We start from the raw sequence: 14,670 nt of genomic DNA on the forward strand, positions 1-14,670 counted from the left end.
AGTAGCCACTATGTGAGGTAGAGACGCAATATTTTGCGTCTCGTCGTTGAACAGTACGAACACACGACACCTGAACGGCGCGCACGACGAGACGCAAAATGTTGCGTTTCTACCTCAAATGCTCCACCACCTTTACTCTTATATCTGATGCCTTTGCGGGGTACCCCCGCACCCTACACTACTCCCCTTCCCAATGAACCAAAAATTCCTGTCCTTCCTATTCCTCTCGACGCTGGGCCTCGGCCCGGCCGCCGCGCAGAAAGCAGCTTCCACCACCTACTCGGCGGCCGGCAAAACGGCCCACGTTTTCGCCACCGTGCAGGGCAGCAACCAGCGCTTGGCGGCCGGCGGCGACCTCAAATTTGCGCCCGCCGCGCAGCCGCTCGAAACGCAGGTCTGCGTGTTTGTTGACCCCAATCACTCGTTCCAGACCATGCTCGGCATTGGCGGGGCGCTCACCGACGCCTCGGCTGAAACCTTCGCCAAGCTGCCGAAACCGCAGCAGCAGGAGTTTCTCAAGGCATATTATAGCCCCACGGGAGGCATCGGCTACACGCTGGGCCGCACCACCATCCACAGCTCCGACTTTTCGAGCGGCAGCTACACCTACGTGGCCGACAAGGACGAGGCGCTGAAAACCTTCAGCGTGAAGCACGACGAGCAATTCCGCATCCCCTTCATCAAGCAGGTAATTGCGGCGGCTGGCGGCAAGCTTACCATGTACGTAAGCCCCTGGAGCCCACCCGGCTGGATGAAAACCACCGGCGACATGCTGCACGGCGGCAAGCTGCTGCCCCAGTACCGCCAGGCCTGGGCCAACTACTACGTGAAGTTCATTAAGACCTACGAGCAGCTGGGCATCCCCATCTGGGGCCTTTCGGTACAGAACGAGCCCATGGCCACCCAAACCTGGGAGTCGTGCATCTACACCGGCGAGGAGGAGCGGGATTTCATCAAGGGCTACCTCGGCCCCACGCTGGCCAAGGGCGGGCTGGGCTCGAAAAAGCTCATTGCCTGGGACCACAACCGCGACCTGCTGTTTCAGCGCGCCAGCACCGTGCTCGACGACCCCGAAGCCGCCAAATACGTGTGGGGCATCGGCTACCACTGGTACGAAACCTGGACCGGCAGCAGCATGCTTTTCGAGAACGAGAAGCGCGTGAAAGAGGCTTTCCCCAACACCAACCTGATTTTTACGGAAGGCTGCAAGGAGAAATTCGACATGGCCAAAGTGAATGATTGGGCCCTGGGCGAGAAATACGGCAACTCGATGATTGGCGACTTCAACGCCGGCACCGTGGGCTGGACCGACTGGAACGTACTGCTCGACGAAACCGGCGGGCCGAATCACGTCGGCAACTTCTGCTTCGCGCCCGTCATCGCCGATACCAAGGCCGGCAAGCTCATTTATACCAGCGCCTACTACTACATCGGCCACTTCTCGAAGTTCATCCGGCCCGGCGCCAAGCGCATCAGCGCCTCCTCAAACCGCGACGCTCTGCAAACCACCGCCTACCGCAACCCCGACGGCAGCGTGGCCGTGGTGGTGATGAACCAGACCGACAAGCCCGAGGAATTCCAGCTCTGGATGCGCGGGCAAGGCGCGAAAACCACTGCCGCCGCCCACTCCATCATGACGCTGGTGGTTGATTAGTTTTCGCCATGAAATCAGCATTCTTACTGCTGCTCGTGGCGGTGCTCACCAGCACCACTGCCCATGCCCAACAGCCCACCGATGCGGCCGCCGCTAAAAAAGCGGCCGACGAGGCCTATCACCAGCGCCAGGAATACCTGCTGCACAACGACTGGCCCAACCTCCAGAAATACGCCGCCGCCAACCAGCGCCTGCCCGCGCCCACGCCCGGCCGGCCCCGCGTGGTCATCATCGGCAACTCCATCACCGAGGGCTGGGTGAAGGAAGATTCGGCCTTTTTCCGGGGCAAAACCTACGAGTATGTGGGCCGGGGCATCAGCGGCCAAGCCACGGGCCAGACGGTGGTCCGCTTCCGCGCCGATGTGATTGACCTGCACCCGGCCGTTGTCGTTATCCTGGTAGGCACCAACGACGTGGCCGAAAACAACGGCCCTTACAGCCCCCAGGTCACCATGAACAACATCATGACGATGACCGAGCTGGCCCAGGCCCACGGCATCCGCGTGGTACTGGGCGCGGTGGCCCCCAGCACCGATTTCTGGTGGCGCAAGGGCCTGAACCCTGCCCCCAAAATCCTGGCCCTTAATAAGAAAATCAAGGCTTACGCCGACCAACACCACCTCGTGTACTACGACATGCACACCGCCCTGAAAGACGACCAGAACGGCCTGAAAAAAGCCTACGGCGAAGACGGCGTGCACCCCAACCTGACCGGCTACCGCGTGATGGAACCCCTGCTAAACCAAGCGGTTGCCGCTGCTTTAAAGAAGAAATAGCCTCCTTCCCAATCCATGCGCCAGTGCCGCCCGGCAGCTCCCAGCTGCTAGGCGGCACTGGCTTTTTTGCGCCCGGCTGGCTTCTTCTTTTTGGCTTTGGGCCGGGCTTTTTTGCGGCGGGGCGGCAGCCGCTCCCGCTCGGCCTTGCGCTCGGCCCGCATGAGCAGGCGCTCGGGCAGACGGGCAATGAGGCGCTCGCGCACGTACTGCGCCAGGCTGGACAGCGGCACCAGCTGTGTGGTGCGCAGGAAGTTGCTGACCTCGCGGCTGCGCAGCGTGCTCACACCCGTGAGGCCCCGCGCCAGCAAAAACTGCTTCACTTCTTCCAGTAAAAGCAGCTTGGCCAGCGGCGCACGCTCCACGGTGGCGTTGTATCCGGCGGCGCGGTGCGGGTGCAGCCCGCCGGCCGAGGCCACCAGCACGCCCACCCACTCGGGCAGCAGTAGCAGCAGCTTGGGCAGGTGCTTTTCGGTGACGATGAAGGTGACGAAATCATAGACCTCGCCGTAGCAGCGCAGCTGGTTGGCCACGCGCTGTAGGGTGTCGCCGTCGCCTTTCACCTCATAGCCGTGCATGAAATGCTCAGTGATATGCACCACGTCGGCCCGCGTGGTGCCGGTGGGCAACTCATCGATGCGCACACCGCCCAATAACAGCGGGTAGAGCAGGGCGCGAATTTCCGGGTCGTTCATGGCAACCCCAAAAATAGCTTCCCGGCACGCAACAGGTAAACTTTAATCACATTTAATATTTATAATATTAATTATAAATAAATTTTACTATTTTTGTTTAGCCACGAAATAGTTGTACCGGGGTAATAATTGATGCGCGCCGGGGCCGGCGCTTCGAGCGCGGCAGGAGGTGGTTTGGTGGCTGGGGATGGTGTGGCTTAATCAGTTTTCTGAATAATTATATCATTATGAAAAACACTGTAATCGAATCAGTTAATTACTGCTTCACCCGCGAAACCATTACCCGGCTCGGCCTGCGCCTGGACGAAGCCGCGCCCAATGTCGAACACGCGCTAAGCCAGTCGGTTCCGCTGGTGCTGAATGAGTTGTCGGAAAGAGTGGGCCACGGCCTCACGCCCGAAGGCTTGCTGGAACTGGTGCGCGAAGCCGACGCGGCCCAGGTGCTCCAGCAGCTGGCAAACCTGCCCCCGGCCGCCCGCTACGAGCGGGGCGTAAACCTGCTGCTCGACCTGCTGGACGGCGCCTACCGCAGCACCGTGAGCCGCATTGCCGCCGGGGCCGCCATCAGGCCCTCGGCCAGCGACACGCTGCTGCAAATAGCCGCCACGGCCGTGCTGGGCGTGCTGGGCCACGCCGCCACCGAAAAAGCCTTCACTCCCACCGACTTCGTTTATTGGTTGCACGCCGAGAAAGAAGCCATTGCGGCGGCCATGCTGCCGGCTTCGGCCCTTGGTGCCGTGCCGCCCCTGCCTACCGAGCAAGGCCTGCGCCGCCAGCCTCCCCAACCAGCACCGCTGGCCCCCGCACCCGCTGCCACCTGGGCCGAACCAGCTGCGGAGGCCGCCCCGGGCAGCGGCCTGTCGCCGTACTGGCAGTGGGGCGGGCTGCTGCTGCTGGCCGTGTGCCTGGGGTATTTTTTTGGTCACAGCACCCCAGACCGGGCTCCGCAGCCAGTAGCGGCTACCAATCTGGTGGAGGCAACCAGCCCGCCACCGGCTACCGCGACGCCCGCTGCCGCTACGGTCGCCGCCCCAGCTCCTGAAACCGTGCCGGCCGAGGCGGCCGCTCCTGCTCCCGCAACGACGATGCCCGCAGCCCGGACCGCCCCGGCCACCGTAAGCCGGCCCATTGAAGTGCTGCCTGCCCGCACTCCGGCCACCGCGACCAATGTGGCCGCCCGCCCGGCAACAACAGCTCGTCCGGCCGCCATCGGCAACGAGCCCAACGGCCGCTACGACCAGGACCGGGACACCTACATCTACGATACCGGCAAGCCCATCGTGCTGACCCTGGCCGACGGCACCACCCAGAAAGTGGGGGCCAATTCGACCGAAAACCGGCTTTATACCTTCCTGTCCTCGCCCGCTTTCCAGGTCGATTCGGTGAACCGGACCAAGGGCTGGATTAATTTCGACCGCATCAATTTCGAAACCGGCAAGGCCCAGCTCACGCCCGAGTCGGCGCTGCAATTGGGCAATATTGCCAGCATCCTCAATACGTTTCCGCGGTCTATTGTCAAAATCGGGGGCTACACCGACAGCACTGGCGAAGCCACGGTGAACTACCAGCTCAGCGAAGACCGCGCCCGGGCGGCCATGCTCACGCTGGCCAGCATGGGCGTGAATGTCAACCGCTTGCAATCGAAAGGCTACGGCCCCAAATACTTCGTGCGCCCCAACAATACCCCCGCCAACCGCGCCCTCAACCGGCGCGTCAGCATCCGGGTGGTGCACAAGTAGGCACCCGCGGGCCCCTACGGCCACTGCATTCAGGCACTGAATTTCGGCGCCAGCTGGCAGGTACGCAGCCAAGCTTCGGCCTCGGGCACCTGCTGAAAAATCTGGAGTTCCAACGTGCCGGCCGCCCCGTGGTTGAAATGCACGGTGAGGATATCGGACAGGGAATCGGCCTGCACTACGTGGGCCACGTAGCGCAGGCCCATGGTGGCGGCTTGCGGCACCCACACGCGCTCCAGCCACTCGATGGAATCGAACCACGGGCCCATCAGCGCCACATTGTCATTGAGCAGACAGGGGTTGCGCAAGCCTTGCAGGATGCGCAGGTAGGTATCGGCCCCGCGCAGGGCCTCCTGCGTGTCGACGAAGCCGCGCCAGGTAGCACGCAGCCATCCCTCGGGCTCTTGCGAAAGGGTGCAACGGCTGCCGTCGGCATCGGGAAGGGAGCAAAGAATCATGGCAGAAATCAGTAGGTGGGCTCGTCGGCTATTCAAAGTGAAGATGCCCCGTAAATTGTTTTGTTTCAACTGCGTACGGCTCTTTCACATTCTCGATGCGTTGGGCACAGGGCGGGCTGCTGGCACGGGGCCAGCCAAGGTCAACCATTGAAATCAGTTGAAGCTGATTTAGTTGACACTATGCACCGCTTACGTTCACATCGGCATCACAAAGCTGCCTGGCGAAGGAGTATGGCTGTCAAAACGCGCAGTTGCTAACCTTTGAGATTTGAAAACGGTTGCGGTAGCGCGCACCACGGACGGGGGTGTTATTTCGCCCCTCCTACTGTACCTTGGCGGCGTGCCGGCCCTGCCGTGGGGCAGCCCGCCGGCGGCTTGGTTGCTTCAACTTTTCTTCCTGCATGTCCCGAAAAAAGGCTCTGTTTCTCATCGGCTCGCCCAACCAGACCACGCAGATGCACCAGATTGCGCAGCTGCTGGAAGACGAGTTCGACCCCTACTTTAGCCAGCTTTACTACGATGGCTGGCAGCGCCAATTCTACAAGTTCCTGCTCTGGACCGGGGGCCTGGACAAAACCATCGTCACCGGAAAAATCAAGGCCAAGGCCGATAAGTATCTGGCAGAGCACGGGTTGCAGAACGATTTTGAGGCCCGCGTTTTCGACAACACTTACGACCTCATCGTGTGCTGCTCGGACGTGATTGTGCCCTGGCCGTTGATTAAAAAGACGAAAACCATATTCGTGCAGGAGGGCATGACCGACCCGCTCAACCTGTGGGCGCGGCTGGTGAAACGCTTCACGCGCTACCCCATCCTGGCCATTGGCACGGCCCTCAACGGCATGAATAACTGCTGCGACATCTACTGCGTGGCCTCGGAGGGCTATGCCCGGCACTTCGAGCGCGTGGGCGTTGATGCCGATAAGCTTGTGGTTACGGGCATTCCCAATTTCGATAACACCGAGCAGGTGCGCCACAACGACTTTCCGCACCACGGCTACGTGCTGGTGGCCACCTCCGACCTGCGCGAAACCTTCACGCCCGAAAACCGCCCCAAGTTTATCCGCGAGTGCGCCCGCATTGCCAATGGCCGCCCGCTGGCTTTCAAGCTGCACCCCAACGAGGAATTGCCCCGCGCCGTGGACGAAATCAAGCAGCACGCCCCGCCCGGCACCCTCATTTTCACCGAAGGCAACACCGACCACATGATTGCCAACTGCGTGGAGCTCATCACCCAATATTCGACGGTGGTGTACGTGGGACTGGCGCTGGGCAAGCCTGTGCATTCCTACTTCGATGTGGACGACCTCAAGCGCAAGCTGCCCTGGCAGAACGGCGGCACTTCGGCCCGGCGCATTGCGGCCATTTGCCGGGGCTTTAGCCACTTTGCGGGCAGCGGGCCGGCGTTTTTGCGGCAGTTCGATGCGGAGGATTTTGCAAACGTAGCGGCAGCCGAGGCCTCTTCGGTGGAGAACTAGCCATTGGCGGCACTATTTTAAGAATGTATTTGCCAATGGCTTACCAATTAGCCCGCGTTTTGCCCGGCGAATTTTAGCGTATTTCCGTTTCACGTCCGACTACGCGGTAGCGACTCTCTTCCTTATATGCCCGTTCCGAAGATTCTGACCGTTGTGCAGGCCCGCATGGGCTCCTCGCGCCTGCCGGGCAAGGTGCTACTGCCGCTGGCTGGCCAGCCCCTGCTGGTGCGCATGGTGCAGCGGGTGCAGCGCGCCCACCTGTCCGGCACCGTGGTGGTGGCCACCACCACCGACCCCGCCGATGATGCCATTGCGGAACTGTGCGCGGCCCACGGACTGGCATGCTTTCGGGGCGATGCGCTGGACTTGCTCGACCGCCACTACCAGGCCGCCCGCCACTACGGGGCCGACGTGGTGCTGAAAATCCCCTCCGACTGCCCGCTCATCGACCCCGCCGTGATTGATGAAGTAGTGGGCTACTATCTGCATTTTGCCGACCGCTACGACTTCGTGAGCAACCTGCACCCTGCCACCTTCCCCGACGGCAACGACGTGGAAGTAATGCCCATCGATGCCCTGGAAACGGCCTGGCGCGAAGCCCGGCGGCCACTGGAACGCGAGCACACCACGCCGTTTTTCTGGGAAAACCCTGGCCGGTTCCGCATCGGCAACGTGGAATGGGATGCCGGCCAAGACTTTTCGATGAGCCACCGCTGGACCATTGACTACCCCGAAGACTACAATTTCATAAAGGCCGTTTACGACGCGCTGTTCCCCACAAACCCGACATTTGGCCTGCCGGAAATTCTTGCCCTGCTCGAAAAGCGGCCCGATATCGCCCAAATCAACGCCCGCTACGCCGGCGTGAACTGGTACCGCAACCACCTCGACGAACTCCAAACCGTGGATTCGTCGCAAACTAAAATCCTGTAGCACAGGCTTTAGCTTGTGCCACATTCTCCAAGCCCCCAATGACTCTTGAGAACCAACAGAAACTAGAGAAAATGGCCCTGAGTGTGCGCGAGCATATCGTGCGCCTGAGCACCGATGGCGGCTGCTTTACCGGCGCCTCCCTGAGCTGCGCCGATTTGCTGGTGTACCTCTATTCCGATTTCCTGAACGTGCGGCCCGACAACCTCCAGGACCCCACCCGCGACTACCTGTTCTTGAGCAAGGGCCACGACGTGCCCGCCCTCTACGGCACTTTCGTGGAGCTCGGCTTCATCGACAAAGCCCGCCTCGACCAGCACCTGAGCACCGACGACCACATTTACTGGCACCCCAACCGCAACGTGCCGGGCGTGGAGTTCCATTCGGGTTCGCTCGGGCACCTGCCCAGCGTGGCCCTGGGCGTGGCCATGGATTGCCGGATGCGCGGCCAGGACAACAAGGTCATCGTCATCACCGGCGACGGTGAGCTGAACGAGGGCACCGTGTGGGAAAGCCTGCTGGTAGCCAGCGCCCATAAAATCAACAACCTGACGCTGGTCGTCGACCGCAACCATTTCCAGGCCAACGTAGCCACCGAAGACCTGATTCCGCTGGAGCCGCTGGCGCCCAAATTCGAAGCCTTCGGCTGCGAAGTGCGCCGCATCGACGGCCACAATTTCGAGCAGCTGGCAGACACGTTCTCGGCCCTCCCCTTCTCCGAAACAAAGCCCTCCGTCATCATCTGCGACACGGTGCGCGGGCGCGGCCTGCCCAGCATCGAAGCCCGCGCCGACCGCTGGTTCTGCAATTTCTCGGCGGATGAAGTGGCGGAGTTGCTGCGCGAATTACACAGCCAGGTGGCCACCACGCTCACCAGCGAAACGCTGACAGTACGGTAACAAAACGTAGCGTGGACTCTGCGAGTCCGCGCCTTCATCCCATTCATTCGCGGACTCGCAGAGTCCACGCTACTAGTATGAACTACGAAGAACTTATCAAGGAAACCGCCCTCGCCGATGAGCGCTTGGTGGTGATGACGGCCGAAAACCGCGCCCTCATCCGCAACCTGCCGGCCGTGCTCGGCCCGCGCTTCATCGACACCGGCATCACGGAGCAAACCCTCATTGGGGCGGCGGCCGGGCTGGCCCTGCGCGGCCGGGTGCCGGTGGTGCACGCGCTGGCCACCTTCCTCACGCTGCGGGCGTTCGAATTTATTCGCACCGACGTAGGCATTGGCAAGCTGCCGGTGAAGCTGAGCGGCTTCGTGCCCGGATTCCTCTCCGACGGTAACGGCCCCACCCACCAGGCCATTGAGGACGTGAGTTTGATGCGCGGCATCCCCGGCATGACGGTTTTCGCGCCCGCCGACGAGCAGGACATGCTGGCCATGCTGCCCGCCATCTGGGCCTCGCCCGCGCCGGCCTACGTGCGCATCAACACCCGCCCCGCCACTTACGAGCATACTCTGTTCGAGCTGGGCAAAGCCGAAATCGTGGCTGAAGGTACCGACATCACCATTCTCACCTACGGCATGCTGTTCGAGCAGACCCTGGTAGCCCGCGAGCTGCTGCAGGCCCAGGGCAAGTCGGTGGGCCTCATCAACCTACGCAGCCTCAAGCCGATAGATGAAGCCGCCCTGCTCGACGTAGTGCGACGCGGCTCCCTCATCGTGACGGTGGAGGACCATTTCATCACCGGCGGCCTGTATTCCATTCTGGCTGAGGTGCTGCTGCGTAACCAGCTCACGGCCCGCGTGCTGCCGCTGGCGCTGGAAGAGCGGTGGTACCGCCCCGGGCGCCTGAGCGCCGTGCTGGAGTATGAGGGCTTCACCGGCCATCACATCGCGCGCCGCATCACGGAGTATCTGGGCGAGTCGGGCGCGGCCATTGCCGAAGGTCCGGCCGTGCTCGAAAACGAGTTTGCGGAGTAGAGACGCAATATTTTGCGTCTCGTCGTTGAACGGCCGGAACCACGCCGAACCACACGACCCTGCGCAGTCATAACAACATCAGCAACGACGAGACGCAAAATATTGCGTCTCTACAGCTTTCCCAACCATGCCCAACACCGTTTCCTTCAACGAGAATTACCCCGACATCGCGAAGTCGGACGAGCTCTACGCCCGCGCCCAGAAAATCATGACGCCGGTGACGCAGACCCTGGCCAAAGGCCCCGGTCAGTATACCAAAGGCGTGAGCCCCAAGTACGTGAAGCGCGCCAAAGGCTCCCATATCTGGGACGTGGACGGCAACGAATACATTGATTTTCAGATGGGCATCGGCCCCATTTCGCTGGGCTACGCTTATCCAAAGGTTGACGATGCTATTCGAGCTCAACTCGAAGACGGCATTACCTTCTCGATGATGCACGAGCTGGAAGTGGAGCTTTCGGAGCTGATTCACGAGATTATCCCCAACGCCGCAAGCATCCGCATCAGCAAAACCGGCGCGGATGTGTGCTCGGCGGCGGTGCGGGTGTCGCGGGCTTTCACGGGCCGCGACAACGTGCTGTGCTGCGGCTACCACGGCTGGCACGACTGGTACATCGGCACCACCAGCCGCGATAAAGGCATTCCGCAGGAAAGCAAGGACTTGGTGGCCGCGTTCGAGTACAACAACATTGATTCGCTCAAAGCGCTGCTCGATGAGAATGTGGCCTGCGTGATTCTGGAGCCTTTCATTTTCGACGCACCCAAAGACGACTTCCTGCACGAAGTGGCCCGCCTGTGCAAGGAAAACGGCACGCTGCTGATTTTCGATGAGATGTGGACGGGCTTCCGCGTGGCCGTGGGCGGGGCGCAGGAGTACTTCGGCATCACGCCCGATTTGGCGGTGTACTCCAAGGCGTTTGCCAACGGAATGCCCATCGCCCTGCTCACCGGCCGGCGCGATGTGATGCAGCTGTTTGAGCAGGATGTGTTCTTCTTCACCACCTTCGGGGGCGAAGCGCTGAGCCTGGCCGCCGCTGTGGCTACCATCTCGGAGATGCGCGAGAAAAACGTGCCCGCCCGCCTCGCCGAGCAGGGCAAAAAGCTGAAGGACGGCTACAACGACATCGCCGCTGAGCTGGGCATCAGCCAATACACCAAGTGCTACGGCTACGACTGCCGCACCATCGTCACCTTCGACCCTTCGGCCGGCAACGGCATGGAAATAAAGGCTTTCGTGCAGCAGGAATTATTCAAGCGCGGCATCATGTGGGGTGGCTTCCACAACATGTGCTTCTCGCACACCGATGCCGACGTGGCCCACACCCTGGCCGCCTACCGCGAGGTGCTGCCGCTGCTGAAGGAAGCCATTGAGGCCGGCGACGTGGCCTCCCGCCTACTGGGCGAACCGGTGGAAGCCGTGTTCCGCAAAGTGACCAACGCCGCGCCGGTTAAAGCCAAGTAAGCCCGATGAACCTCTTTGATTTAACGGGTAAAACAGCCATTGTCACCGGGGCCTGCGGACTTATCGGCCAGAAGCACTGCGCGGCCCTGGCCGAAGCCGGAGCCAACGTAGTCGTGGCCGACCTGAACGCCGAAGCCGCTGCCGCCGTGGCTTTTGGGTTGGGTGGCGGGCCGCATCTGTCGTTGGCCGTTGATGTGACCAGCCCCGACTCGCTGGCGGCCGCGCGCGACCAGATTCTGGCCCGCTTCGGCCACATCGACGTGCTGGTGAACAATGCCGCCATCAACGACATGTTTGAAAACCCCGCGCTGGCCGCTGACCTCAGCAAATTCGAGAACTTCCCACTGACTACTTTCCAGAAAGTGCTGGAGGTGAACGTGACGGGTGTATTTCTGGCGGCGCAGGTGTTTGGCACGCCCATGGCGCAGCAGGGCCACGGCTCCATCATCAACGTGGCCAGCACCTACGGCATCGTGGGGCCCGACCAAAGCATCTACCGCAACGAATCCGGCGAGCAAACCTTCTACAAATCACCCTCCTACCCCATGACCAAGGGTGCGGTAGTAAACTTCACCCGCTACCTGGCGGCCTATTGGGGCCAGGCCGGCGTGCGCGTAAACACGCTCTCGCCAGGTGGCGTCGAAAACAGCCAGGACGCCTTTTTCGTCAAGCAATACAGCGCCAAAACGCCACTCGGCCGCATGGCCACGCCGACCGATTACCAGGGTGCAGTCGTGTTCCTGGCTTCGGATGCGTCGGCATACATGACCGGGGCCAACCTGGTAGTAGACGGCGGCTGGACGGCTATTTAAACCCAGATAATTTACCGGATGCAGAGACGCATATTTGCGTCTCGTCGTTGAACAAAACCCTTCAAGAACGCATCCGGCAGATGTTTAACGACGAGGCGCAAGTATGCGTCTCTACCCATCTCACCGGCACAAGCTAAAGCATGTGCCACACCCTAACCCTTCGCCTCATGCAAGCTGTTGAAATTCGCAAAAACCGGTTTATTGGCGCGGGCCAACCGGCCTATATCATCGCCGAAATCGGCATCAACCACAACGGCTCACTCGACCTGGCCAAGCAGCTTATTTCGGAAGCCGCCAAGGCCGGCTGCGACGCCGTGAAATTTCAGAAGCGCACGCCCGAGCTGTGCGTGCCCAAAGACCAGTGGGAAAAGCAGCGTGACACCCCTTGGGGCCGCATGAGCTACATCGACTACAAGCGCCGCACCGAGTTCGGCCAGGCCGAATACACAGCCATCGACGACTACTGCCGCGCCCTGGGCATCGACTGGTTTGCTTCGTGCTGGGACGAGCCGTCGGTGGATTTTATGGAGCAGTTTGAGCCCGTGCTGTACAAGATGGCCTCGGCCTCGCTCACCGACAAGCCCCTGCTCGACCGCGTGCGCGCCACCGGCCGCCCGCTGATGCTGAGCACCGGTATGAGCACACTGGATGAAATCCACCAGGCCGTGAAATGGGTGGGCCTTGATAAGCTGATGATTGCGCACTCCACCTCCTCCTACCCCTGCCCGCCTGCCGAGCTGAACCTGCGCATGGTGCCCGTGCTGCAGAGCATGTTCCCGAACACGCCCATCGGCTACTCGGGCCACGAAACCGGCCTGGCCACCACCGTAGCCGCCGTGACCTTGGGGGCCTCTTTCGTGGAGCGCCACTTCACCCTCGACCGCGCCATGTGGGGTTCCGACCATGCCGCCAGCGTGGAGCCCGGCGGCATGGCCAAGCTCGTGCGCGACATCCGCGACGTTGAGGAAGGCCTCGGCGATGGCGTGAAGCGCGTGTACGACTCCGAGCTGGAGCCCCGCGCCCGCCTGCGCCGCGAGCTGACGCCGAACAACGAATAGACAGTTCGGTTTTGCGTCTGTCATCCTGAGCGCAGCGAAGGACCTTATCACGTCTAAAAGTTGTCGTTATTCAAGCGGCACAAGCATGACAAGGTCCTTCGCTGCGCTCAGGATGACAGACGTTTTCTTAATCTACGCTACCCCATGCATCACGTCGAACTCATCACCACGGCCATTTTGCTGATTTGGGTGGCTGTGGTCATCACGCTGGAACGCATTATCCCCTACCGCAAGGGGCTGCCGTTTTTCCGCGAGGGTTTCTGGACCGACCTTGTGCTCTACACCTTCGTGCAGAGCTACGCGCTGAAAATCATTATTTTCGATTACATCATTCAGCCGCTCGACCAGCATTTTGGATTCTCGAAGCTGCATTTTGTGACGGGCTGGCCCATTTGGGCGCAGGTGTTGTTTTTCGTGATTACGCACGATTTTTATATCTACTGGTTTCACCGGTTTCAGCACAGCAGCCCGCTGTTTTGGCGCACCCACGAGGCGCACCATTCGGGCAAGCAGGTGGACTGGCTGGCCGGCTCCCGCTCCCACGCACTGGAAATCATCATCAACCAAACCATTGAGTTTGCGCCCATCATTCTGCTTGGGGCCGACCCGATGGTGGTGCCCATCAAGGCCTGTATTGATGCCGTGTGGGGCATCTGGATTCACTGCAATGTAGACGTGCGCTCGGGCCGCCTGCAATACTTTATCAACGGCCCTGAGATGCATCTCTGGCATCATGCCGACCACGAGGAGGTATTCTACGCCAATTTCTCGACCAAATTCGCTTTCTGGGACTGGATTTTTGGCACTGCCTACCTGCCCAACGGCCGCAAACCGCAGAAATGGGGTTTGCCTTACGTTTTCCCAAAGGACTACTTCAGCCAGCACGTCTTTTCGGTGGCCCGTTTCGATGAAGAAGAACTGGCCAAACGTTCGCCGCTATTTCGCGCCTACCACGGCATCCGGGTGCGCCTGCTCACCAAGCTGACGGACCGCGTGCCGGCCCTGAAACCCCTGCACGGCTGGCCCGTGCCCGAGCCCTACACCGAAACCATTCCGGCGCAGCGCCCGGGCGGTAATTTTGGCGCACCTCCGGCTCCGGCCGCTTCCACCCATTCCTCCACTGCTGCTTCGTCCCGTTGATTAATCCCTGGTTTTCGCTGTTTCTGGCCTCGTTCATGGAGGTTTGCTGGACGTATAGTCTTAAGGCGCTCAACATGCAGCGCATCAAGGAAGTAGCCTGGTTGCACAGCTTCACGCAGCCGGCTCTCCTGCTACCGGTGCTGCCACTGCTGGCCTACGTAGCCTTTGGGCTGGCCAACGTGCTGTTTCTGTCGCAGGCCATGCGGGCCATTCCCACCGCCACCGCCTACTCGGCTTGGATGGCGCTGGCCGTGGTGGGCATCAAGCTTGTGGATGTGCTGTATCTCAAGCAGCCGTTTTCCTGGCAGAGTGTGTTTTATACCAGCCTGATAATCATTGGTGTGCTGGGGCTGCGGCGCATCGAGTAGCCCGTATTTTTTGCCATTCGCAAGCGGCTCTTTCTGAATAGAAAGGGCCGCTTTTTTATGCGTTCAAACTTCCCGGCGGCCCAGCCAGCACCTCCAACAGCGCCCCACCGAAGAGTACAGGAAGGTTGGCCGCTGTGACGCGAAGTTCTTGCGGCATCTTTCACGTACTCCCACCC

The 14,670-nt window shown here is 61.0% G+C and carries 14 protein-coding genes; 12 read left to right on the forward strand and 2 right to left on the reverse strand.

Going from position 1 to position 14,670, the window contains the following annotated elements; translation table 11 throughout:
• Positions 1–193: 193 nt before the first annotated feature.
• The gene (locus I7X13_RS12655; RefSeq protein WP_198075766.1) at positions 194–1,654 is read left to right on the forward strand and encodes a glycoside hydrolase family 30 protein; all 1,461 of its coding nucleotides are present in this window, start codon (positions 194–196) and stop codon (positions 1,652–1,654) included.
• 8 nt (positions 1,655–1,662) lie between these two features.
• Positions 1,663–2,430 (forward strand): GDSL-type esterase/lipase family protein, encoded by a 768-nt coding sequence (locus I7X13_RS12660; protein ID WP_198075767.1) that lies wholly within the window; start codon positions 1,663–1,665, stop codon positions 2,428–2,430.
• Positions 2,431–2,477: 47 nt separating this feature from the next.
• Here I7X13_RS12660 and I7X13_RS12665 read toward each other — a convergent pair whose 3' ends face one another.
• Positions 2,478–3,122 (reverse strand): sce7726 family protein, encoded by a 645-nt coding sequence (locus I7X13_RS12665; protein ID WP_198075768.1) that lies wholly within the window; start codon positions 3,120–3,122, stop codon positions 2,478–2,480.
• Between the two features lie 227 nt (positions 3,123–3,349).
• Here I7X13_RS12665 and I7X13_RS12670 point away from each other — a divergent pair, with 227 nt between their 5' ends.
• Entirely contained in the window at positions 3,350–4,861 is a 1,512-nt protein-coding gene (locus I7X13_RS12670; RefSeq protein ID WP_198075769.1) for an OmpA family protein, read from the forward strand.
• A gap of 29 nt (positions 4,862–4,890) precedes the next feature.
• Here the strand turns inward: I7X13_RS12670 and I7X13_RS12675 are convergent, their stop codons facing one another.
• Positions 4,891–5,316 (reverse strand): hypothetical protein, encoded by a 426-nt coding sequence (locus tag I7X13_RS12675; RefSeq protein WP_198075770.1) that lies wholly within the window; start codon positions 5,314–5,316, stop codon positions 4,891–4,893.
• 401 nt (positions 5,317–5,717) lie between these two features.
• Here I7X13_RS12675 and I7X13_RS12680 point away from each other — a divergent pair, with 401 nt between their 5' ends.
• The 9 genes from I7X13_RS12680 to I7X13_RS12720 all read left to right on the forward strand — a co-directional run bounded on the left by I7X13_RS12680 (position 5,718) and on the right by I7X13_RS12720 (position 14,494).
• A complete protein-coding gene (locus I7X13_RS12680) occupies positions 5,718–6,794 on the forward strand; it encodes a hypothetical protein (protein WP_198075771.1) in 1,077 nt (358 codons plus the stop codon).
• Between the two features lie 126 nt (positions 6,795–6,920).
• Entirely contained in the window at positions 6,921–7,727 is an 807-nt protein-coding gene (locus I7X13_RS12685) for a cytidylyltransferase domain-containing protein (RefSeq protein WP_198075772.1), read from the forward strand.
• A gap of 38 nt (positions 7,728–7,765) precedes the next feature.
• The gene (locus I7X13_RS12690) at positions 7,766–8,623 is read left to right on the forward strand and encodes a transketolase (RefSeq protein WP_198075773.1); all 858 of its coding nucleotides are present in this window, start codon (positions 7,766–7,768) and stop codon (positions 8,621–8,623) included.
• A 77-nt stretch (positions 8,624–8,700) separates the two neighbouring features.
• Positions 8,701–9,654 (forward strand): transketolase family protein, encoded by a 954-nt coding sequence (locus I7X13_RS12695; protein ID WP_198075774.1) that lies wholly within the window; start codon positions 8,701–8,703, stop codon positions 9,652–9,654.
• Between the two features lie 127 nt (positions 9,655–9,781).
• Positions 9,782–11,116 (forward strand): aminotransferase class III-fold pyridoxal phosphate-dependent enzyme, encoded by a 1,335-nt coding sequence (locus tag I7X13_RS12700; protein WP_198075775.1) that lies wholly within the window; start codon positions 9,782–9,784, stop codon positions 11,114–11,116.
• Between the two features lie 5 nt (positions 11,117–11,121).
• Positions 11,122–11,928, forward strand: coding sequence for an SDR family oxidoreductase (locus I7X13_RS12705; RefSeq protein ID WP_198075776.1), 807 nt, complete (start codon positions 11,122–11,124; stop codon positions 11,926–11,928).
• Between the two features lie 167 nt (positions 11,929–12,095).
• Positions 12,096–12,986 carry an N-acetylneuraminate synthase family protein gene (locus I7X13_RS12710; protein WP_198075777.1) on the forward strand — a complete coding sequence of 297 codons (891 nt, stop codon included), beginning with the start codon at positions 12,096–12,098 and terminating at the stop codon, positions 12,984–12,986.
• Positions 12,987–13,130: 144 nt separating this feature from the next.
• The gene (locus tag I7X13_RS12715; RefSeq protein ID WP_198075778.1) at positions 13,131–14,126 is read left to right on the forward strand and encodes a sterol desaturase family protein; all 996 of its coding nucleotides are present in this window, start codon (positions 13,131–13,133) and stop codon (positions 14,124–14,126) included.
• Positions 14,123–14,494 (forward strand): DMT family transporter, encoded by a 372-nt coding sequence (locus tag I7X13_RS12720; RefSeq protein WP_198066447.1) that lies wholly within the window; start codon positions 14,123–14,125, stop codon positions 14,492–14,494. Before I7X13_RS12715 ends, I7X13_RS12720 begins: the two co-directional genes overlap by 4 nt.
• The last annotated feature ends 176 nt before the right edge of the window (positions 14,495–14,670 follow it).

Source organism: Hymenobacter negativus, from assembly GCF_016056375.1.
Classification (GTDB): Bacteria; Bacteroidota; Bacteroidia; order Cytophagales; family Hymenobacteraceae; genus Hymenobacter; species Hymenobacter negativus_A.

What these genes read in the sequence shown, in the direction of transcription:
- I7X13_RS12700 (WP_198075775.1), top strand. Translation starts at nt 9,782, where the DNA reads ATGCCCAACACCGTTTCCTTCAACGAGAATTACCCCGACATCGCGAAG.
- I7X13_RS12660 (WP_198075767.1), top strand. Translation starts at nt 1,663, where the DNA reads ATGAAATCAGCATTCTTACTGCTGCTCGTGGCGGTGCTCACCAGCACC.
- I7X13_RS12690 (WP_198075773.1), top strand. Translation starts at nt 7,766, where the DNA reads ATGACTCTTGAGAACCAACAGAAACTAGAGAAAATGGCCCTGAGTGTG.
- I7X13_RS12665 (WP_198075768.1), bottom strand. Translation starts at nt 3,122, where the DNA reads ATGAACGACCCGGAAATTCGCGCCCTGCTCTACCCGCTGTTATTGGGC.
- I7X13_RS12705 (WP_198075776.1), top strand. Translation starts at nt 11,122, where the DNA reads ATGAACCTCTTTGATTTAACGGGTAAAACAGCCATTGTCACCGGGGCC.
- I7X13_RS12675 (WP_198075770.1), bottom strand. Translation starts at nt 5,316, where the DNA reads ATGATTCTTTGCTCCCTTCCCGATGCCGACGGCAGCCGTTGCACCCTT.
- I7X13_RS12655 (WP_198075766.1), top strand. Translation starts at nt 194, where the DNA reads ATGAACCAAAAATTCCTGTCCTTCCTATTCCTCTCGACGCTGGGCCTC.
- I7X13_RS12685 (WP_198075772.1), top strand. Translation starts at nt 6,921, where the DNA reads ATGCCCGTTCCGAAGATTCTGACCGTTGTGCAGGCCCGCATGGGCTCC.
- I7X13_RS12710 (WP_198075777.1), top strand. Translation starts at nt 12,096, where the DNA reads ATGCAAGCTGTTGAAATTCGCAAAAACCGGTTTATTGGCGCGGGCCAA.
- I7X13_RS12715 (WP_198075778.1), top strand. Translation starts at nt 13,131, where the DNA reads ATGCATCACGTCGAACTCATCACCACGGCCATTTTGCTGATTTGGGTG.
- I7X13_RS12680 (WP_198075771.1), top strand. Translation starts at nt 5,718, where the DNA reads ATGTCCCGAAAAAAGGCTCTGTTTCTCATCGGCTCGCCCAACCAGACC.
- I7X13_RS12670 (WP_198075769.1), top strand. Translation starts at nt 3,350, where the DNA reads ATGAAAAACACTGTAATCGAATCAGTTAATTACTGCTTCACCCGCGAA.
- I7X13_RS12695 (WP_198075774.1), top strand. Translation starts at nt 8,701, where the DNA reads ATGAACTACGAAGAACTTATCAAGGAAACCGCCCTCGCCGATGAGCGC.